Annotated in this window: 11 protein-coding genes; 8 read left to right on the top strand and 3 right to left on the bottom strand. The window is 69.0% G+C overall.

The features are described from left to right. The first annotated feature begins 226 nt into the window (after positions 1–226). From ACIP37_RS13570 to ACIP37_RS13545, 6 genes are all read left to right on the top strand, one after another. Positions 227–11917, top strand: coding sequence for a LamG-like jellyroll fold domain-containing protein (locus tag ACIP37_RS13570; protein ID WP_400806889.1), 11691 nt, complete (start codon positions 227–229; stop codon positions 11915–11917). A 34-nt stretch (positions 11918–11951) separates the two neighbouring features. Beyond that, a complete protein-coding gene (locus tag ACIP37_RS13565; RefSeq protein WP_363624238.1) occupies positions 11952–12497 on the top strand; it encodes an SMI1/KNR4 family protein in 546 nt (181 codons plus the stop codon). A gap of 92 nt (positions 12498–12589) precedes the next feature. Continuing rightward, positions 12590–13788 (top strand): IS3 family transposase gene (locus ACIP37_RS13560; protein WP_400806982.1). Its coding sequence is split into 2 segments (ribosomal slippage): positions 12590–12821 and positions 12821–13788, totalling 1200 coding nucleotides; the frame shifts between segments, so codons are not numbered across the junction. Between the two features lie 140 nt (positions 13789–13928). Then, positions 13929–14078 carry a hypothetical protein gene (locus tag ACIP37_RS13555; RefSeq protein ID WP_400806892.1) on the top strand — a complete coding sequence of 50 codons (150 nt, stop codon included), beginning with the start codon at positions 13929–13931 and terminating at the stop codon, positions 14076–14078. 483 nt (positions 14079–14561) lie between these two features. Beyond that, on the top strand, positions 14562–15140 hold the full coding sequence (locus ACIP37_RS13550; RefSeq protein WP_400806894.1) for a hypothetical protein: 579 nt from the start codon (positions 14562–14564) through the stop codon (positions 15138–15140). A gap of 1012 nt (positions 15141–16152) precedes the next feature. Further along, positions 16153–16395: a hypothetical protein gene (locus tag ACIP37_RS13545; protein ID WP_400806897.1), complete on the top strand. Its 243-nt coding sequence runs from the start codon at positions 16153–16155 to the stop codon at positions 16393–16395. Between the two features lie 142 nt (positions 16396–16537). Here the strand turns inward: ACIP37_RS13545 and ACIP37_RS13540 are convergent, their stop codons facing one another. Continuing rightward, complete coding sequence (locus tag ACIP37_RS13540; protein WP_400806900.1) at positions 16538–17497, bottom strand: alpha/beta hydrolase family protein; 960 nt, start codon at positions 17495–17497, stop codon at positions 16538–16540. Between the two features lie 167 nt (positions 17498–17664). Between ACIP37_RS13540 and ACIP37_RS13535 the strand changes: the two genes are divergently transcribed. Then, positions 17665–18276: a TetR/AcrR family transcriptional regulator gene (locus ACIP37_RS13535; RefSeq protein ID WP_400806902.1), complete on the top strand. Its 612-nt coding sequence runs from the start codon at positions 17665–17667 to the stop codon at positions 18274–18276. A 364-nt stretch (positions 18277–18640) separates the two neighbouring features. Here the strand turns inward: ACIP37_RS13535 and ACIP37_RS13530 are convergent, their stop codons facing one another. Together ACIP37_RS13530 and ACIP37_RS13525 are read right to left on the bottom strand one after the other, a co-directional pair. Next, the gene (locus ACIP37_RS13530) at positions 18641–18769 is read right to left on the bottom strand and encodes a hypothetical protein (RefSeq protein WP_363585497.1); all 129 of its coding nucleotides are present in this window, start codon (positions 18767–18769) and stop codon (positions 18641–18643) included. 170 nt (positions 18770–18939) lie between these two features. Next, positions 18940–19698 carry an SDR family oxidoreductase gene (locus tag ACIP37_RS13525; RefSeq protein ID WP_363585498.1) on the bottom strand — a complete coding sequence of 253 codons (759 nt, stop codon included), beginning with the start codon at positions 19696–19698 and terminating at the stop codon, positions 18940–18942. Between the two features lie 146 nt (positions 19699–19844). On the opposite strand from ACIP37_RS13525, the gene ACIP37_RS13520 reads away from it, so the two are divergent. Then, the gene (locus ACIP37_RS13520) at positions 19845–20480 is read left to right on the top strand and encodes a TetR/AcrR family transcriptional regulator (protein WP_400806906.1); all 636 of its coding nucleotides are present in this window, start codon (positions 19845–19847) and stop codon (positions 20478–20480) included. The last annotated feature ends 9 nt before the right edge of the window (positions 20481–20489 follow it).

The raw sequence follows: 20489 nt of genomic DNA, 5'->3' as shown, positions 1-20489 counted from the left end.
GCCCAGCGGGGATGGTCAAGTCTCACCCAGGAGTTTCTTTCCCTTGGTAAAGAACATGAAAAAATTCTTAAGATCATGTCTGGAAATTATGGGAAAGCGTGGCACGTAACGGTCATGGTCCTGCCAATTTTGCTCTGTGTCAGGAGGGCTGACACCAGATAGGAAAGACACGGACCGGCACCTGGGGAGGGTCGGCCGCTTCGTCTGCGTCTGTGGGGGACTAGCCGTGCGCCGCTCGCTTGCGTTCATCACTTCTCTGCTCGTCCTGCTGACGGTCGGCACCCAGGAGGCGAGCGCGTTCACCGCTGCCAACGCCCCGACACCGACCGTCACACCGAGCACTCCGCAACAGGTCAGCGGCGACCCGACTCAGGGAAGCCACACCGTTCCGTCGTCACAGACCAAGAAGGACGGAAGCGCCCCCGGGAAGTCCGTGCACCAGCCGGGCCCGGGTGAATTGCCCGAGGCCAAGGCGATGCCGGGTGACACCACCCCGCATCCCTCGGGCGACGGGCGGCCCCGGACCCCGCTGAAGGGTGAGGCCGTCACCCCGCCGCCGTCCTTGGAACACCACCCCGGCGACGCCGGATCCGGCAGTCCTCAGTCCGGCGGTACGGCGCAGCCGAAGGCCGCCGCCTCGCCACAGGACGACACCAAGGACGGAAAGGGGGCGAAGCACCCCACTGCCAAGTCGGCATCGCCCTCGGAGAAGGACCTACAGGCCCACAACGACGCCGCCACCGGTACCGGCTCCCCGGGCCTTCCCACTGAGGGGGCCGAGGTCACCGGTGCCCGGACCGACAGCACCTCGGTGTACCAGAATCCGGACGGCACCAAGACCCTGCGCGTCTACCCCCGCCCCGTGCACTACCAGAAGGCCGACGGCAGCTGGGACGACATCAACACCAACTTCACGCTGGACCGCGCAGGCCGTTGGGTCGAGCAGGCCAACAGCCAGCAGGCCAGTTTCGCGGTCAAGTCCGACGACCCGTCGCTCGTGAGCTGGTCCCTGGACGCGGGGCACGTGGTCTCCTACGGCTTGCAGGACGCGGCCCCGGTCCGCGGCGTCGTCCAGGGCGACACCCTGACCTACTCGCTCGCGCGCCCCGCAAGCGATGTCGTCTACAACGGCCTCGCCCAGGGCATCAAGGAATCTCTGCTCCTGCACGACGCGACCGCCCCGACCAGCTGGGTCTTCCCACTGCACGTCACCGGGTTGACCCCGGCGATCGGGTCAGCCGGCGAGGTGCAGTTCAAGGACGCCGCCGGCGCGGTACGTCTGACGATTCCACGCGGCTTCATGATGGACTCGAAGGTCGACCCGGCATCCGGCGACGGTGTGGTCAGCGACGGTGTCAGCTACCGTCTGATCGACCAGAACGGCGTTCCCGCCCTGCAGATGGACCTGGACGCGGCCTGGCTGCACGACCCCAAGCGCGTCTTCCCCATCACCGTGGATCCCTCGACCTCGAGCATCGGCGTCGGCCAGTCGACCTTCGTCCGTTCCGACCAGAAGGCGAACTTCTCGACCGATCCGCTGCTGCGGATCGGCACCTCCGACGGCGGCGCCTCGAAGCTGAACAGCTACCTCTACTTCCCGGGCGTGGCCAATGCGTTGTCGAACGACTACCTGCACGCCGTCACCCTCAATCTGAACAACACGCACTCCTACGAGTGCTCGCCGCATCCGGTGTACGTGAACCAGATCACGAGCGGGTGGGACGCGGCGACGATCAACAGCTACCCCGGCGTGTCGATCGGTCAGCAGCTGGGCACCGCGAGCTTCTCCGCGGGCGACACCTGTGGCGGTGCGAAGTGGGAGGCCATCGACCTCGGCAGCAGCCACAACGACGCCGGCGTCCAGCTGGTCGAGAGCTGGGCCCGCGGCGGTGCCAACTACGGCCTCGCGCTGACGGCCAGCACCACCAACTCGTACGACTGGAAGAAGTTCTCGAGCGCCAACAGCGCCTACCCGCCGTACCTGTCGATCGTCTACAGCGACTGGGCCGCGACCTACGCGCCGGCCGGCAGCTACATGCCGCCGACCTACAACACTCCCGGCTACCAGCAGGTCACCCTGACGAACATGGCGGCCAACTGGTGGAACTGGCAGAGCATGCAGGTCAAGGCCCGCTTCTTCGACTCGAACTGGAACGAGCAGTGGTTCAACGCTCCGCCCACCGGCGTCTCCGGGCTGGTCAAGACCTATGAATCCGTGACCGTCAACGGGGTGATCCCACCGCTGCCGCTCGGACGCTCCTACTACCTCTGCTGGGACGGATACGTCGGCGGGACCACGTCCCTGCACGACTCCTACTCGATACCCTTCGGCAACTGCACGACCGTGTCCGGGGTCAACACCTCGCCCCAGCTGGACATGCTGGCGCCGCTCAACGACACGGTGGTCGGCAGCCTCACGCCGCAGCTCTACGCCACCGGCCACGACCCGGACAACTATCCCGGCACGGGCCTGGACTACTACTTCAAGGTCTACACCAACCCTGCCTCGGGCGATCCGCAGCTCGTCGCCGAGTCGGGTTGGCAGCCCAGCGCCTCGTGGGCCGTGCCGCCCGGCAAGCTCGCCTGGAGCACCAGCTACCTGTGGAACGTCATGGTCGGAGACCACATCGGCGCGAGCCCGCTGTCCGGCATGGTCTCCTTCTCCACCCAGGTCCAGCAGCCGGTGATCACCTCCCACCTGGGCGGTGCCGTCGGCGACGGAGCCGGACGCCCCTTCGACGCCAAGGTCGGCAACTACACCACGTCGGCGACCGACGCGGACGTCAAGAGCATCGGACCGGCTCTGACTGTCAACCGCTCGTACAACTCCCTGGACCCGCGCACCTCGACGCTGTTCGGCAGCGGCTGGACCTCCAACTTCGACATGCGGGTCCAGCCCGACAACGACGGCACCGACTCGGTCGTCCTCACCACCGCCAGCGGCCGTGCCGCCCGCTTCGGGGCCGATCCGAACAAGGGCGCCCTGTACACGCCGCCACCGGGTGAGTTCCAGTCGCTCAGCAAGGCCGCCGCCGGCTTCGACCTGATGGCCAAAGACGGCACCCGCTACGAGTTCCATGCCGCTTCGGGCGACGGCTTCGCGCTGTCCCTGGTGCGCGACGCGCTCGGTCGAACCCAGGAGCTGAGCTACGGCAACGGTGTCCTGACGGCGGTGAAGGACACCTCCTCGGGTCGGGTGCTGCACTTCGAGTGGACGGCCGGCAACCGGCACGTCGTGAAGGTGTACACCGATCCGGCCACCGGAACGGACTGGAACACCGCCCAGGCCTGGACGTACACATACAACACCAGCAACCCCGACGAGCTGGACCAGGTCTGCGCACCGGCGACCGGCGGGAACACCGCCCGGTCCTGCACCGCCTACTCGTACACCCCGGGCTCGCACCTGCGCTCGGCCGTCCTCGACTCCGCCCCCGTCTCGTACTGGCGCCTCGGCGAGTCCTCCGGGAACACCGCGGCCAGTGAGGTGATCGAGAACCAGGGCAACGACAACGCGACCTATTCCTCCAGCGGCGTGACCCTGGGTACGCCCGGGCCGGCCGCGTCCGCGTCCGCGACGGCGGCGACGTTCGACGGAAGCACCGGCTATGTGACGCTGCCCCAGACCGAACTGTCCACGTCCTCCTACACCTCGGTCGGGCTCTGGTTCAAGACCACGGGCTCGGGTGTGCTCTTCAGCTACCAGACGGAGAACTTCCCCGGAAGCGGCACCACGGCAGGCGACTACACCCCAGCGCTCTACGTCGGCAGCTCCGGAAGGCTCCACGGCAAGTTCTGGGCCGGCTCCTCCAACCCCATGCAGTCGTCCAAGGTGGTCAACGACGGCCAGTGGCACTTCGCGATGCTGTCGGCCTCCGGCGTCTCCCAGACGCTGTACCTCGACGGCCAGGCCCAGGGCACGCTGGCAGGCCCGGTCCTCGCACCGGGACAGCGCGCAGGGGCCATCGGCGGCGGCTTCACCAGCGCCTGGTGGCAGGACAGCCCCTTCGACGACTTCACCGGCCGGGCCAGCTACTTCACCGGCAGCATCAGCGATGTGGCGTTCTACAACCGGACCCTCGGCGCCCCGACCGTCCAGGCCCTGTGGCAGGCCGGCAGCCAGCCCTCGGTCGAGCTGTCCGGGCTGAAGCTCCCCTCCGGCAAGACCCGGCTCGCGGTCACCTACGACACCGCCAAGGACCGCGCCTCCCAGGTCACCGATGAGAACGGCGGCACCTGGAAGCTCAACGCCCCCACCGTGACCGGTTCCTCCCAGAAGTACCGGGGCGCGGTCATGGGCCCCCGGCCGACCGACTACTGGCGGCTGTCCGACGGCGCCGGCGTGCAGGCCGCGAACCAGATCTACACACCGCGGCCGACCCCCAACAACGGCACCTACTCCGACGTCGCGCTAGGTGCCGCCGGACCGATGACAGGCTCCACCGGATCGGCCTCCTTCAACGGCAGCACCTCCTGGGCCGAGCTGCCGGCCTCGTACGCACCCCAGTCCGGCCCAGGCGCACTCGGGGTGTGGTTCAAGACCCGCAGCGCCGGTGTCCTGCTCAGCTACCAGTCCTTCCCCGTCAACGCCCCACACGCCCAATGGGGCCTGAAATGGAACCCGGCCCTGTACGTCGGCACCGACGGGAAGGTCCATGCACAGCTGTGGACCGGCGACGCCTCCCGCACCATGGCCAGCGCCGCCACCGTGAACGACGACAAGTGGCACTTCGCCATGCTTTCCGCCGACAGCCCCACCTCCCAACGGCTCTACGTGGACGGCGCACAGAGCGCCGGACCGCTGGACGGCACCATCACCCCCAACGGTGTCGAGCACGTCTTCGTCGGCGCCGGCGCCGTCTCCCTCGGCTGGCCCGCCGCCCCGGGCGACGACTCCGGCCACTTCAAGGGCCAGATCTCGAACGTTGCCGCGTTCCCCCACGGCATGGACAGCGCGACGGTCGCCAACCTCTACCAGCTGGCCACCACCAATGGCGCCGTCCAGTACGACGCGGCCGTCGTCGACGCCCACCCCACCGGCTACTGGCGCATGGACGACACCACCGGAAACCAGGCCACCGAGCTGATCTCCTCGGCCGCGCTCGCCCAGAACCGTGGCAGCTACCACAACACCACCTGCTGCCAGCCCGGCCCCTGGGCCTCGGGCACCTCCACAGCCACCGGCTTCAACGGCACCAACGCATACGTCCAACTGCCCCCCAACACCGCTCCCAAGCACTGGGGTGCAGCCACCGTCGAGCTTTGGTTCAAGACCACGGCCCCCGGAGCGCTGTACAGCTACCAGTCCTTCCCGATCGACGGGAAGCCGAACGGCCCGACCGACCACTGGAACCCGGCGCTCTACATCGGCTCGGACAAGAAGCTCTACGGCGCGCTGTGGACCGGTTCGGCCGACAACGCCCTGGTCTCGGCCTCCACCGTCACCGACGGCGCCTGGCACCACGTCGCCCTGACCGGTGACGGCTCCGGTCAGACCCTCTATCTGGACGGCGCCCCCACCGCGACCAACACCACCGCGCTGCCCATCACCTACAACGGCTCGGCGTACGCCTACCTCGGCGCGGGCTGGACCGGCGGCTGGCCAAACCCTCCCACGGGCCAAGCGAGTTACTTCAGCGGCGCCATCGCCGACTTCTCGATCTTCCAGTACCGGCTCACCAAGGACACCGTTTCGGGCCACTACAACCGGGCGGTCTCCGCCGCCACGGTCGGCGGTCTGGACGCGGCGGGCGCCTACCGCGCCAAGATGGTCCAGGACGGTGCCATCGGCTACTGGCGCCTCAACGATCCGTCCGGTTCCGGGTACGCCGCGAGCCAGCTCGGCGCCGCCCGCCCCGACGTCAACAGCGGCAACCTGACCGACGTCCTGCTGAACGGCAACGGCCCCTCCAGCGACCTCAACCAGAGGTCGGCCGTGTTCAACGGCACCACCTCGCAGATCCAGCTCCCGTCCGACGCCGCTCCCGTCCGGGGTCCAGCCAGTGTCGAGCTGTGGTTCAAGACCACCACCGGCGGACCGCTGTACAGCTACCAGGACTTCCCCGTCGGGTCTCCGCTCGGGAACACCTGGAACCCGGCACTGTACGTCGGTTCGGACGGCCGCATCCACGGTGAGTTCTGGATGGGCTCGGGCGCCGTCATGACCTCCGACCGAACGGTCAACGACGGCGCATGGCACCAGGTGGTCCTCGCCGCCGACGACAGCGGCCAGACCATCTACATCGACGGCCGCGCCAGTGCCTCCGACACGACCGGGCGCAAGATCACCTTCAACGGCACGCCGTACGTCTACCTCGGTGCCGGCACCACCACCGGCTGGGGCTGGCCCGGGGGTGGAGCCGACCACTTCAACGGCAGCATCTCGGAAGCCTCCTACTACACGAGCCGACTCGACGCGGACACCGTCACCGCCCACTACAAGGCCATGGGCGACGGTGGTACCGCCACCCCGGTCACCACCGCCATCGTCACGGACCCGACCGGCTACAACCTGACCTACCAGTACGACACCCGCTCCTCCCAGCTGCTCTCCCGCAGCGACGGTTACGGCAACACCACCCGCTACAGCTACGACACCGCCGGGTACCTCTACGCCGTCACCGACCCGAACGGACACACCATCACCACCGGGCACGACGCCCGCGGCAACACGGTCTCCCGGACCACCTGCCGCGGCGCCGGGAGCTGCCAGACCAGCTACGCCACGTACTACCTGGACACCGGGAACCCGTTCAACCCGGCCAACGACAAGATCCTGACCTCCAGCGACGGCCGGTCCTCGGGCCCCGGCGACACCACGTACACCACGCGGTACGCCTACGACGCCAACGGTCAGCTGACCTCCACCACCGTCCCGGCCACGCCCGACTTCCCCAAGGGCCGGGTCAGCTACACCGTGCGCACCGACGCAGGCACCCAGGCCCAGGGCGGCGGAGCGGTTCCGGTCGGGTTGGTGCAGGCGCGAACCGGGCTGCTCGACGCGGCGGCCTACCCGGACCCGAGCAAGATCCCCGCAGACCAGCAGACCACGTACACCTATCGGAGCAACGGCGACGTCGCAGCCATGGCCTCGCCACTGCGACCCAAGGTCACCTACGGCTACGACAACCTTGGTCGCACCATCATCCAGTCGTACAGCTGTGACGACTGCCCGGGCGGCACCGCCGCCGCACCCCGGGTGCTGGAGACCGGCTACACCTGGGACGGCCAGGGCAACCAGGTCACCCGCACCGACCCGTACACCACCGACGCCGTCACCGGCACCAAGCACACCCGAAAGACCACCACCGCCTACGACGTCGACGGCAACCAGGTCAGCCAGGCCATCGCCGACACCACCGGTGGCGACCTGTCGCGCACCACCACCTGGACGTACGAGCCCGACACCAGCGGGGTGAAGCAGGTCAAGGATCCTGGCGGTCACGTCACCTCGTACACCTACGACCGCTACGGCAACGTCGCCACCCGCACCGACGCGGCCGGCACCACCTACAGCTACAGCCATTCGCCAATGGGGCAGCTGCAACAGACTGCCGTGAGCAACTACACCGGCAGCAGCGCAACCCCGACCGCACCGCGCTGGCAGGTCCTCGGCTCGCGCGCCTACGACCCGGCCGGCCGCCCTGCCACCGACACCGACGCCATGGGGCGGACCACCCACACCTACTACAACGACGACAACACCGCCGCCGAGGTCGACCTGGACGGCTACCACAACACCGACGGCTCGCTGCGCAACGTGGTGCTCCAGCAGAACACCTACGACGACGCAGGCCGCCTCACCCAACAGGTGACCGGTGGCGGCAAGACCACCACCTCCACCACCTATGACGCGGCCGGCCGCGTCACCCGTACGGCCGTCGACCCCGGCGGCCTCAACCGCACCACCACGTACACCTATGACGTGGCCGACCGCCCGACGACCGTGGTCAGCACCGGCGGCGCTGACACATCGGCCTCCGCCGAGACCGACTACGCCTACGACGTCACCGGGAACGTACTCAAGCAGACCGCCCGCAACCAGCCCGCGGACTCGGTGGTGGCGTACGGCTACAACGGCCGCGGCCTGCGCACCAGCACCGTCAGTCCGAACGGCAACGCGGTCGGCGCCGATCCCGCCCCGTACACCAGCAGCACCGGCTACGACGAGGCCGGCCGGCCCACCGTCACCACCGGCCCGCTGATCAGTGCCGAGGCCTACGATCCGACCAGTCGCGGCAGCAAGCCGCAGCAGGTTCGGCCGATCGGCCGGACGGGTTACGACACCTTCGGCCAGCTGACCTCCCAGGTCGACGCGGTGGGCAACACCGTCACCTACACCTACGACCTGAACGGCAACCGGGTCGCCGTGGCCGGCGCCGCCTACACCGACCCGCAGTCCGGCATTACGGTCACTCCAGCCTCCACCGTCGAGTACGACGCGCTCGGTCGCCCTGTCACGAGCGTCATCGACCCGACCGGTCTCAAACTGACCCGCACCACCCGGTATGACCAGTTTGGCAACGTGGTGCAGAGCACCCTGCCGCCGACCGGTGGTATCACCGCCCCGACCGTCACCAACTCCTACGACCTCGACGGCGAACTGCTTGCCACCACCGGTCCCACGGGCGCGGTCGGCCAGGCCACCTACGACGACCTCGGCCGGCGCATCACCAGCACCGAGTTGGAGCGCTACCCGGCCGCAGCCGCCTACACCAGTACGTTCACCTGGGACGACGCTGGCAACCAGCTCACCTCCACGCTGCCGGGTGGCGCCACCAGCAAGGCGGCGTACAACGCCGTCGGCCAGGTGCTCAGCGCCACCGACCCGGCCGGTGTCACCGTCCGTTCCGCCTACGACGGGCTCGGACGGACCAGCCGGGTGACCAGGGCCGACGGCACTGCGACCACCACCGGCTACGACCGGCTCGGGCGGACACTGAACACGGCCGACCTGGACACCTCGGGTGCCACCGTGGCCGGCCAGTACGCCACCTACGACCTGGAGGGGAACGTCCTCAGCGCCACCGACAAGGTGGCGAGCAGTGCCGACATTGCCGCGCACGCGCGGAAGTTCAGCTACGACCCGGCTGGACAGCTGGTCCAGCAGGTCGAGCCGGTCGCCGCCGGGCAGACGATCACCACGACCAACGGCTACGACACCGGCGGGCGAAGGACCCGCTGGACCAACGGCAAGAACACCCCGGTCTACTACACCTACAACACCCTCGGCCTCCCCGAGTCCACCGTCGAACCGCCGACCACGGCCCACCCGACGGCAGCCGAAGGCCTGTTCACCACCAGCTACGATGCCGCCGGGCGCGCCGTCACCCTCACGGAACCGGGCGGAGTGGTCCGCCGCCGCAGCTACGACGGCATGGGCAACCTGACCCAGGAGACCGCCACGGGCGCCGAGGCGGCAACGCCGAACCGGACCCTCGGCTACGACGCGGCCGGGCGTCTCATATCCGTCGGCACCCCGAGTACCACCCCCGACACCTACACCTACAACGACCGGAACCAGCTGCTCACCTCCGCCGGCCCCGGCGGCTCCAGCAGCTACAGCTACAACGGCGACAGCCGGATGACCGCCCGCAAGGACGCGGCGGGGAGCACCTCCTTCGGCTACAACGCGGCCGGCCAACTCGCGAGCACGACGGACCCGTTGACCGGCACCACGGTTGGCTACGACTACGATGCAGCCGGCCGCCTCGCTACCGAGCGCTACGGCACCGGCGGCGGCACCCGCAGCTACGGCTACGACAACCTCGGCCGCCTGCGCGACGACACCGTCAAGAACCCGAGCGGCGCCACCGTCGCCTCCATCGGCTACGGCTACGACCTCAACAACCGGATGACCAGCAAGACCACCACCGGCACCGCCGGGGCCGCCACCAACCAGTACGGCTACGACCTGGCCGGTCGGCTCACCTCCTGGAACAGCGGTACCAGCGCCGCTGCATACACCTGGGACGCGGCCGGAAACCGGACATCGGCTGGCGGCGCCACGTCGACGTTCGACGAACGCAACGAGCTGCTCAACGACGGCACCACCACATACACCTACTCGGCGCGCGGCACCCTCACCGGCAGCACTGCCCAGGGCTCCCAGCCCAAGGATGTCCAGTTCGACGGCTTCGACCGGATGGCCAAGGAGGGGCCGTCCACCTACACCTACGACTCGACCGACCGCGTCGCCCAGCGCGGGAACACCGCCTTCACCTACGACGGCGGATCCAACAACGTGGTCACGGACGGCACCGCCAGCTACACCCGCACCCCCGGCGGCAGACTCCTCGGCACGGCGGCGGGCGCAACACCCAGCCCACGCCTGGTGATCAGCGACCAGCACACCGATGTGGTCGCCACCATCGACCCGGCCGCGAAGGGCGTCACCGGCTCCACCGCCTACGACCCCTTCGGCAAGCCCACGGCGAGCGCCGGGGCCACCAACTCGCTCGGCTACCAGAGCGGCTGGACCGACCCCGCCTCCGGCGACGTCAACATGGCCGCCCGCTGGTACCGCCCGGGCAGCGGCACCTTCGCCTCCCGCGACTCCTGGCAGCTGGGCACCAACCCGTCCGCCCAGGGGAACCGGTTCACCTACGGCAACGGTGACCCGGTCGACTCGACGGACCCATCGGGGCACTACACCGTCTGCCACGGCGGTAGAGTTCTTCCCTGGATCGGCCTGGTTCTTGATTGTGAACTCATCAGGGAAAACCACATAGATGAGGATTTCCGCGGCGGATTTTCCGATGATCCTCAGGCTCCCGTCAAGCCGCAGATCAACTGCGACAAATACTGGTGGACGACTGACTGCGGAGGCTCCGGTTTTAGGCAGGCGCCCGCGCCGACATCAACGAGTGAACTCAACAGGGGAATCACAGCGACCATCGAACTCGGGCGAATCAGCCGCGGAGGCGGTTCAGGTGGCGGAGCGCACCCCAAGCCGGCACCGCCCCACCGGCGCCCCAGCCCGCACACGCCCCCCGGCCCCACCCTGCCCCGGCCCAAGCCGCCAACGGATACCCGCCCGATCAACGACAACGACCGCCCGCACGCCAACCCCGACCCGATCGACTTCTTCACCGACACCATCGTCACCATCGGTACCGCCGTCGTCTCCAGCGTGGTCGTCGAAGGCGCTCCGGTCGTCGTGGGCACCGCAACCGCCGTCGGCGCCGGCATCGTCGCCGGCACCGACGCCGCGATCGACCTCCTCACTGAGTCGGAGCCCAAGCCGATTCCCGGCCCGCGCCCCGGCGATCCGGGGGGAGAAGACAAGCGTCGAGGCCAGAGCTGCCAGCGCGACGGCGTGGGCTGGGTCGACATTGGTCCGGTGGATGTCGGCAACGGTGGGCGAGCCACTGGTATCACGGCCTGCCTGGACAGCGCCTACCTGAGTTCGCATAAGGGCAGCAGCACGGACGTGAAGAATGGCATCAAGCCCGCTGGCTACGACTGGGCCCGGAAGCAGGTGGGCTACTGGGGCGGGAATACCCGCGATGTAAACGCCTGCCACGTGCTAGGGGCCCAGCTGTCCGGATCGGGCACCAACCTTGCCAACCTGGTCACCTGCGGCAGCGACGCCAACTCCTACGTTGGGAAGAAGAAGCCGAGCGGCTCCAACCCTGGCCCCATGGACAGCATGCTGACCTTCGAGGACAAGGTGAAGAATCAGGTCGATAGCGGGAACACCGTGCTCTACCAGGTGACCCCACACTACGCGGGCAGCCGGAACGTGCCCTACAAGATCGAGATGTCCTACATCGCCTGGAACAAGGACGGCCATTTGATCGGCGCGGACCACGACAAGCCGCCGAACCTGATCTACACCGCAGGGAGCGGCTGGAAGAATCTCGGCAGCTCGATTCACAGCGGCACAGGGCAGGACGCCGGGCAGTACGGTGACTGATCGAACCGCGCCATCCCAAGGAGAAGATACCGCCATGGTCCACCCGGCCATTACCCGCCTCTCGGCCCTGCTTGGGGAGCCGAGCACCCTGGGCGACACCGTCGACTGGGATGAGCTGGCGCAGACCACTGGCCTGCGCCTGCCCGCCGACTACCGCGACTTCGTCACGCTCTACGGCGGCGGCGAGCTGGACGAGTACCTCGCTGTTAGCACGCCGCCGGTGGCCGGCTCCCTGTACGGCGACCTCGTCGACGGACTGGACTTCGACCCGAGGGAGGAGCCAGCGGCCCCTACCGGCACCGTCCCGGAGGACCTGGAAGACAGGAGGCTTCTCCCCTTCGCGAGCAGCGCCAATGGGGACGTGGTCTTCTGGCTCTGCGACAGCCAGAACCCGGACACCTGGGACGTCGTCGTCTTCAAACGCCAGCCCCTCTACGGGGAGGAACGCTGGATCCGCTTTGAGGCGGGCTTCGGTGACTTCCTCCTCGGCGCCCTCGGCGGCACGCTGCCGAACCCGTTCAGCGACAGAGGCTTCGCTGAGCCCCCGCACGCCTACCGCAACTGGCGGCAATCGCTGTAACTCGCATGGTGTTCACGCACGGCTGAGGTGACCCCGGCGATGTGGACACACCTGACAATGGATCTTGTAGATCCAGGAAGGTGAAGATCCGCGTGGCAAGGCCATCGAAGTACAACCCGGAGTTCAGAGCCGACGCGGTCGCGCTGTGGCGGGCATCGGCGGGCAGGCGGACGTTCAAGTCCGTCGCCGACGACCTCAGCATCAACCACGAGACCCTGCGCACCTGGGTGCGCGAGGCAGAGAGGACAGCACCCTCCGGCGGCGGGGGCGAGGACGAGCTGGCCCGATTGCGGGCGGAGAACGCGCGGCTGGTCAAGGCGGAGAAGGAGTGGCAGTTGGAGCGGGAGATCCTGCGCCGGGCGGCCGCCTATTTTGCCAGGGAGATGAAGTGACGCCCCGCCGCTGGGACTTCATCTCCTCCAACGCCGCTCTCGTCGGCGTGCAGCGGCTGTACCGGGTGCTGGGAGTCTCCCGCTCGGGCTACTACCGCTGGCAGGCCGGCGCCCAGACCCGTGCCGCGCGCCAGGAGGACGAGGACGCCCTGGTCGAGGAGATCCGGGAGATCCACGCCGAGCACAAGGAGACCTACGGCGCGCTGCGGGTCCATGCCGAACTTCGTGGCTACGGACACGCCGTGAACCGCAAGCGCGTGGCGCGGCTGATGCGCAAGCACGGCATCGTCGGCCGCCACCTGCGCCGCCGGAAGACCACCACGATTCCTGACCCGGTCGCGCCGCCGGTCCCGGACCTGGTCCAGCGCGACTTCACCGCCACCGACCTCGACGAACGCTGGTGCGGCGACATTAGTACTTATATCCAGGTCGGCGCGACGTGGCTCTACTTGGCCTGCGTCGTCGACATCCGCTCACGCCGGGTGCTCGGCTGGTCGACGGCTCCCCACATGCGGGCCGAACTCGTCATCGACGCGCCGCGGGCCGCCGTCGCGGCTCGTGGCGGGAACGTGGGCGGAGTGGTCTTTCATTCGGAGCGCGGGTCGCAATACACGTCGGCCGCGTTCGCGCGGGTCTGCGACTCGCACGGCGTCCGCAGAAGCATGGGGCGGGTCGGCTCGAGCTACGACAACGCCTCGGCCGAGAGCCTGTGGCAGGGGCTGAAGCGAGAGGTGATGCACAGGAAGCTGCTCCTGACCATCAGTCAGGCGCGGCTGGAGATATTCCAGTGGCTTACCTACTACAACGCTCGCCGGCGCCACAGCGCGCTGGGCTACCTCTCCCCGATGGAGTTCGAACAGCAGCACCACGCAGCAGCTAAACTCTCACTCGCAGCATGAACCCCTGTGTCCACATTCCGGGGGTCACCTCAGCTGCAGCTGACACCTTCTGCTGGATCACGTCGTCTCCGGATCCGGACCGATGGCCAGTCGCCGTCTACTCGCGCGGGGACCTTGAGTGGTCGGTGTATCCGTGTGGGATGGTCGAGTTCCTGCTCAAGCTGCTGCGCAACGAGTGGCCGAAGTGGCCGATCAGTGACGACTCGCTCCAGGACGTGGAGGATCCGCGCTTCCTGCACGACAAGGACGAGGCCGCGGGACGGGAGTCGGGGGACGACCCCTGGGAGTAGCCGGGGCGTTGTCGGCGTCTGCTGTCAGTGCGGTCGGTGATGGTTGCTTGCGCGGTGGAAGATCGTCCGTCGTGGGTCGGCGGGGCAGGGAGCGCGTGGTGACTCGGATTGGTGTGGAGGCCATGCGGTTGCGAGGGGTGCCCGAAGGGGTCACACACGGACCGAGCCGGGATTCGAGCCGTCCGAACTCCTCGACGGCGCTGTCGAGGGCGTCCTGCGGGTCCTCGACCTGGAGGCCTTTGCCAGCGAGAGCCACCTCTGGCCGATACGGGTGGACGACGGGCACATGGGCAGTCTGTTGGAGTAGTGGATGGGCGATCAGGGTGATCGGGGTGGATAGTTGAGCGACAGCGGGTCCGTGCGGGCGTTGGTACGGGTGGTGTGGCGGCGGAAGGAATTGGTGCTGCTGCCGGGGGTTGCGCTGGCGGTGGTGGGTGGGCTGCTTTGGCTACTGATCTCGGCGGAGGCTCGGGTCGGGGGAGTGTGCTGCTGGGGGTGGTCGGGGTAGTGGTGCTGGCCGTGGTCGCCACGTTCCTGAACGCGGTGATGCTCATCGCGGCCGATGACGCTCTGTGGGGTCGGCCGGTGGCGATCAGGGGCTGTTACGCGCGGGCGGCCGGGCGGTGGCGGGCGATTGCGGGGTGGGCGCCGGTCGGTGCCTTGGGAGTCGTCGGCGCGATGTTGCTGGTCGGGATGGCGTGGTCGCTGGCGAGCTATCTGGTGCTGCCGGCGGTCGTGCTCGACGGGGCCGGGGTCCGCGAGGCGCGGCGGCGGGCCCGGGAGTCGTACCGGAGGGATCGCGGGCGGTTCACGGAGGGCTCGGGCGCGGTGACGGCGCCCGTGCTGGTGACGTTGCTGCCGTCCTTGGTGATGTTCGCTGCGGGTCTCACCCTGACCGGCCGGGGTCTCGGGGTGCTGCTCATGGTTGGCGCAGCTCTTTGTCTGGGAGTGGGGGTGACGGCGTCCGCGAGCCTGTATGGGGTGTTCCGCGTGCGGCTGTACCTGGAGTCGAAGGGGGCGGCCGCGCCGGAGCCGGCGTTCCATGTGTCGCCGGTGCAGTAGCAGAGGGCGCGGGTTGGCAGCCGAGTTGATCGGCTGCCGCCCTGGTGCTGTGCTCGGCTCAGTCGGGCAAGTGTGGGGGCGGGCCCCGGATCAGGGCTTGAGGATGAGGCGGACGGGGTTGCCCTCCTTGCGTTCCAGGGTCTGCACCGGTGGCCTTCTCGAGGATCTGCAGCGCAGGTTTTCCGGCAGCGGCCACGAGCTCCCGCATTGGCAGGATAACTATCGCCGCGACGCCGAGCAGTATGGCTCCGGGTCCTACATCGGCGGCTGAGCGGCCTGCCCCGTTCCGCAGCGCCACCGACAAGGTGGCGAGCAGTGCCGACATCGCCGCGCATGCACGCAAGTTCAGCTACAAGCCGGCTGGCCTGGCGGTCCAGCAGGTCGAGCCGGTCGCCGCCGGGCAGACGATCACCACGTCCTCCGGCTACGACATCGGTGGGGGCAAGTCCCGGTGGACCAACGGCAAGAACACCTCGGTCGACTACACCTACAACTCCCTCGGGCCTCCCGAATCGACCGTCGAGCCGTCGGCCACCTCGCATGCCCCCCCGACCCCACCCTGCCCCGGCCCAAGCCGCCAACGGATGCCCGCCCGATCAACGACAACGACCACCCTCACGCCAACCCCGACCCGATCGACTTCTTCACTGCCGCCGTCGGCACCGCCACCGTCTCCAGCGTGGTGGTCGAAGGCGCCCCGGTCGTTGTCGGCACCGTCACCACCGTCGGCGCCGGCATCGTCGCCGGCACCGACGCCGCGATCGATCTCGCCGGTGACCTGCTCACCGAGCCGAGGCCTACGCCAATCCCGGCCACGGCCCCCCGCCGATTCCATTTCCGCTTCCGATTGGCCGCACAGGGGGCAGGACTCGTGAGGACGACGAATCCTGTGGCGAAGGCGCCAGCGCCAACGTGCACGGCAACATCACCTATCTGCCGAGGGAGCGCTTCCGTCCGGGGCGGGAGGGTGCCGTGCTACGGGCACCCATGGAGCTTCCAGGGTTCCAGTTGGATGGCGATGCCCGTTCTGCTGTCGTTCCCCCTCTCCCTGGTGGTGTTCGTCCCGGGGCTCACAGCGGCCGACCAGGGGCTCGGGGTGCTGCTGATGAGCGGCGCGGCGCTGTGTCTGGGCGGTGGTGTGGCGGTGACGGCAAGTCTGTTCGGTTTGTTCCGGGTGCGGCTGTACCAGGAGGCGACGGGGTGGGAGCCGGAGAAGCGCGTAGAGCCAGTGATCCATGTCTCGGCCGTCGAGTAGCGGCACGTGCCTGTGGCGGTTCGGCGGTTCTCGGCGGCACGCCTGTGTCCATCACTCGCGGGGATCCGGGCGCCGCTGAGCACGACCCGGATTCCCCACGTCGTCGAGGACGGCGCCGGATGACGCACGCGCTCGGCCGCTGCTACCTGGAGTCGACCCGGCCGAGCGGGTCGGCTTCGGCCGTCAGCGCGTCGCATGCCGTTTGCCAGGCGGGGTCGCCGGGGTGGAGCGCGGTGCGCAGGTAGGCCCAGGTGAGCCGTTGGAGCAGCGCGACCCGTGCGGGGTTCTCGTCGGTGGTCTCGGCGACGTCGTATCCGGAGATGCCGCCGAGCCCGTGCTCCGCGTCGAACAGGGTGAGCAGCGACTTGGGGCCGGGGGAGAGGGTGTACGGATCGGTGTGCCAGTCCGGCCCCCGGACCGTCAGGTGGGCGGAGGCGTCCTTGTCCCCGGCCACCACGAGCGCGGGCGTCGTCATCCGGGAGAAGTCCGGGGTCGAGAGGAAGGGGTAGTTCTCGGCCACCAGCGGGGTGAGGGCGTCACCTCCCCTGCCGGGTGCGGCCAGGAGGACGCCCGCCGTGATCCGGGGTTCGGCCAGGTCCACCGTCGTCCCGTCGTCGGGGTCGGTGAGCCGGGCGCCGAGCAGCAGGCTCGCGGTGTGCCCGCCCATCGAGTGCCCGGCGACGGCGACCCTGCCGTGGTCCAGGCGTCCGAGGAGTTGGGGGACGGCGGCCTCGATCGCGTCGAGCCGGTCGAGGATGTGCGTCATGTCCTCGGCCCGGGACCGCCAGTACATGGGTGCCCCGGGGGTGTCGGGGGCGAGGTCCAGCGTCGTCGAGCTGAGATGGGTGGGCTGGATCACGGCGAAGCCGTGCGCGGCCCAGAAGTTGACGAGGGGGGCGTAGCCGTTCAGCGAGGAGAGGTTGTTCGAGTGGCCCTGGCCGTGGGAGAGGAGGACGACCGGCAGGTCGCTCCCGGTCAGCGGCGCGGAGACCCGCACCTCCAGGTCCACGGCCCGGCCGGGCACCGGCAGGACGACCGGGCTGACGGAGAGGACGGGGACGGGCGGGCCGAAGGTGTCGGTCGGGTGCGTCGATTCGCTCATGGTGCGCATGTCCCTTCAGGGGCCTCTCCCCGTCGGGCCTGAGCGGCCGGCGGCGGGCGAGGCGGTCGGGAGCGTCCGGTTTCGGCTATGCTGAAATCGGAACCTTGTTCCACTTACTATACGGAACAGCGTTCCGCTTCGTCAATGACTATCGGGAGGAGAGCGTGGTGTCCACTGCGGGCCAGTCCGGGGAGACCCGGTCCGGGGAGTCGCCGGCCAGGGGAAGGCGGGCCGACGCGCAGCGCAACCGGCAGACGCTGCTGGCCGCCGCCGCCGAGGTGTTCGTCTCCTCCGGCGTCGACGCACCGATCCGCGAGATCGCGGCCAGGGCGGGCGTCGGAACGGGGACGATCTACCGCCACTTCCCGACCCGCGCGGATCTCGTCGTCGCCGTCTACCGCCACCAGGTCGAGGCCTGCGCCGAGGCCGGCCCGAGCCTGCTGGCCGAGGCCGACTCCCCGCTCGCGGCACTTCGCCAATGGGTCGACCTCTTCGTCGACTTCCTGGTCACCAAACACGGACTCGCCAACGCGCTGCAATCGGACGGCGGCGGCTTCGACGCGCTGCACGCCTACTTCCTCGACCGCCTGGTGCCCGTCTGCGCCCAACTGCTCGCCGCCGCGGCCGAGGCCGGCGAGACCAGGCCCGGAACGCAGGCCTACGAACTGATGCGCGGCATCGGCAACCTCTGCGCCGGCCGCGACGACGACCCCCGCTACGACCCCCGCCGCCTGGTCGACCTGCTCCTCCAGGGCCTCCAGCGACCGCCGTCATCCTGACGGGCCACGGCCTTCCGCAACCGTGAGCTCTCCTCGGTTCGGCCGGTCCTGGCCGGCATGGCGTGGATGGACCTGATCACTATGCCCCGCCCCGGCTGCGGCCGTGGTGCCCAGCTCGTGTTCGACGGCGGTGAACGCCTCGTCCACCACGGGCGGACGGATCGGTGCTGGTCACCAGGGGTGGAACTGCTGCTCGGGCCCTCTCAGGCCAACCCGCCAAAGCGGGCTGTCTCACCCAAGGCTGACAGAGAGGGCCAGTGCGGCGGGCAGGTGCACCACGAGTGTGAAGTAGAGGATGGCGGCGGTGCCCGCCAAGCGCGCGCCGCCGCAGGTCGTCCGCAGCGGCGCGCGTACCGGGTCGGTGCTACGGCGCGGTGACGCTCGGCTGGCCGCCCGCGCCGAAGGCCCAGCCCTCCACGTCGCCGGGGGCCGGCTGGTAGCTGGCGGCGCCGAGTTGAACATCGGTACAGCCGTTATCGGTGAGAACGATCATGGTCGTCCAGCACAGTGGTCACCGCCATCCTTCCGGCCGCCGGCGCCCTGAGCCCGCTTCGGGACCCTGATGCGCCAGAGCTGGACGAGGATGAGGATGAGGACGAGTCGGTCGGCTCGGAGTGAGCCGGGGCCGTCACTGCCTGCTTCCCTACCGACCGTCGCCCGGCGTCACAGGAGAGCGCCGCCGGAGACCTCGATGCGCTGGGCGGTGACCCAGCGCAGTCCCTCGGAGGCCAGCGTAGCGATGGCGTCGCCGATCTCCTCAGGTTCGCCGACGCGGCCGAGCGCGGTCTGTCCGGCCAGAACCTGGCGCATTCCGGCGTCGTCCCGCATCGCTCCACCGTTGAAGTCGGTGGCGGTCGGCCCCGGGGCGATGGAGTTGACCCGGATGCCGCGTGGTCCGAGTTCTGCGGCGAGGGTGCGGCTCAGAGCTTCGACGGCGGCCTTCGACGCGGAGTAGGCCGAGGTGGCGGGGCTGGTGTGGCGGGTCAGTGACGTCGAGACGTTGATGACCTGGCCGCCCTGGGCCAGCAGCGGCACGAGCGACTGGATGAGGAAGAACGTGCCCCGGACGTTGGTGCCCATCACCGTGTCGAAGTCGTCGATCGTGACAGTCTCCAGCGGCCCGAAGACTCCCACTCCCGCGTTGTTGACCAGGATGTCGAGCCTCGAAGTACCCCAGCGCTCCAGCTGCGCGCCCAGTTCGGAGGTGAAGGACGCGAAGGAGGAGACGTCGCTGATGTCGAGCCGGAGAACAGCGGCAGTCCCACCCACGGCCCGCACCTGTTCCGCCGTCCTCTCAGCCCCGGCCACATCGCCGCGGTGGGTGACCACGACCCGCACTCCGCGTGTGGCCAGGGCGATGGCCGCGCTGCGCCCGAGGCCGCGATTCGCACCGGTCACCAAAGCGATCTTGTCGATTGTCATGAACTTCCTCCACCGTGCGACAACCAGGATCCGCCCAGGTGCCACAGATCAGATGCGAGTCACTTGACTCGCCTTGTTGGTGCACCGTAAGCGGGCCCCCGAGGCGAGTCAAGTGACTCGCCTCGGGACTGCGGCATACTCTCCGCATGGCAGCAGAACTCACCGCGCATCACCGCAGGCTCGCCCAGCAGAAGCGCGAGGCGATCACCTCCGCGGCCACAGAACTGTTCTTGGACCGTGGCTACGCCGGCACTTCCCTCGCACGGATCGCCGAAGCGGCCGGGGTCTCGAAGTCCACCCTGTTCAAGCGGTTCCCCACCAAGGCGGCCCTCTTCGAGGCCATCGTCACCGAGTCCTGGCAGCGTGACGCCGGCGATACCGCCGCCCGGCCGCAGGCGGGAGATCTGCGCTCCGGGCTGACAGCCATCGGCCACCGCTACGCCGACCTGATCAGCCAGCCCCGCATGACAGGCCTGTTCCGGATCGTCATCGCCGAACTGCCTCGTTTCCCCGAGCTGGGACGGATGCAGTTCCAGCTCGGCAAACTGCCCTACTTCGCCTCCGTCCAGCACTACTTGGAATCCGAGCATGAGGCGGGCAACGCCGATGTGTCCGACGCTGAGAGCGCCGCGAACCAGTTCCTCGGCATGATCGCCAACTACGTCCTGTGGCCCCGCATGCTGCTGACCGGCTGGAACCCCGCAGCCTCCGACATCCACAACGCCGTCGAAGAGGCCGTCGAGACCATGCTCGCCAGATACACCCCTGTCCCGTCGGCCTGACCCGAAGCC

The sequence above is a fragment of the Kitasatospora sp. NPDC088861 genome, assembly GCF_044750105.1.
Lineage (GTDB): Bacteria > Actinomycetota > Actinomycetes > Streptomycetales > Streptomycetaceae > Kitasatospora.
The sequence above is the reverse complement of the archived record's forward strand: the minus strand, read 5'-3'. Positions and strand labels throughout refer to the sequence as shown.

Bases quoted from the DNA above. Each gene is read 5' to 3' on its own strand.
- ACIP37_RS13525 (WP_363585498.1), bottom strand. From the start codon at position 19,698: ATGACAATCGACAAGATCGCTTTGGTGACCGGTGCGAATCGCGGCCTC.
- ACIP37_RS13540 (WP_400806900.1), bottom strand. From the start codon at position 17,497: ATGAGCGAATCGACGCACCCGACCGACACCTTCGGCCCGCCCGTCCCC.
- ACIP37_RS13530 (WP_363585497.1), bottom strand. From the start codon at position 18,769: ATGATCGTTCTCACCGATAACGGCTGTACCGATGTTCAACTCGGCGCC.
- ACIP37_RS13545 (WP_400806897.1), top strand. From the start codon at position 16,153: ATGGCGATGCCCGTTCTGCTGTCGTTCCCCCTCTCCCTGGTGGTGTTC.
- ACIP37_RS13520 (WP_400806906.1), top strand. From the start codon at position 19,845: ATGGCAGCAGAACTCACCGCGCATCACCGCAGGCTCGCCCAGCAGAAG.
- ACIP37_RS13565 (WP_363624238.1), top strand. From the start codon at position 11,952: ATGGTCCACCCGGCCATTACCCGCCTCTCGGCCCTGCTTGGGGAGCCG.
- ACIP37_RS13555 (WP_400806892.1), top strand. From the start codon at position 13,929: ATGGTCGAGTTCCTGCTCAAGCTGCTGCGCAACGAGTGGCCGAAGTGG.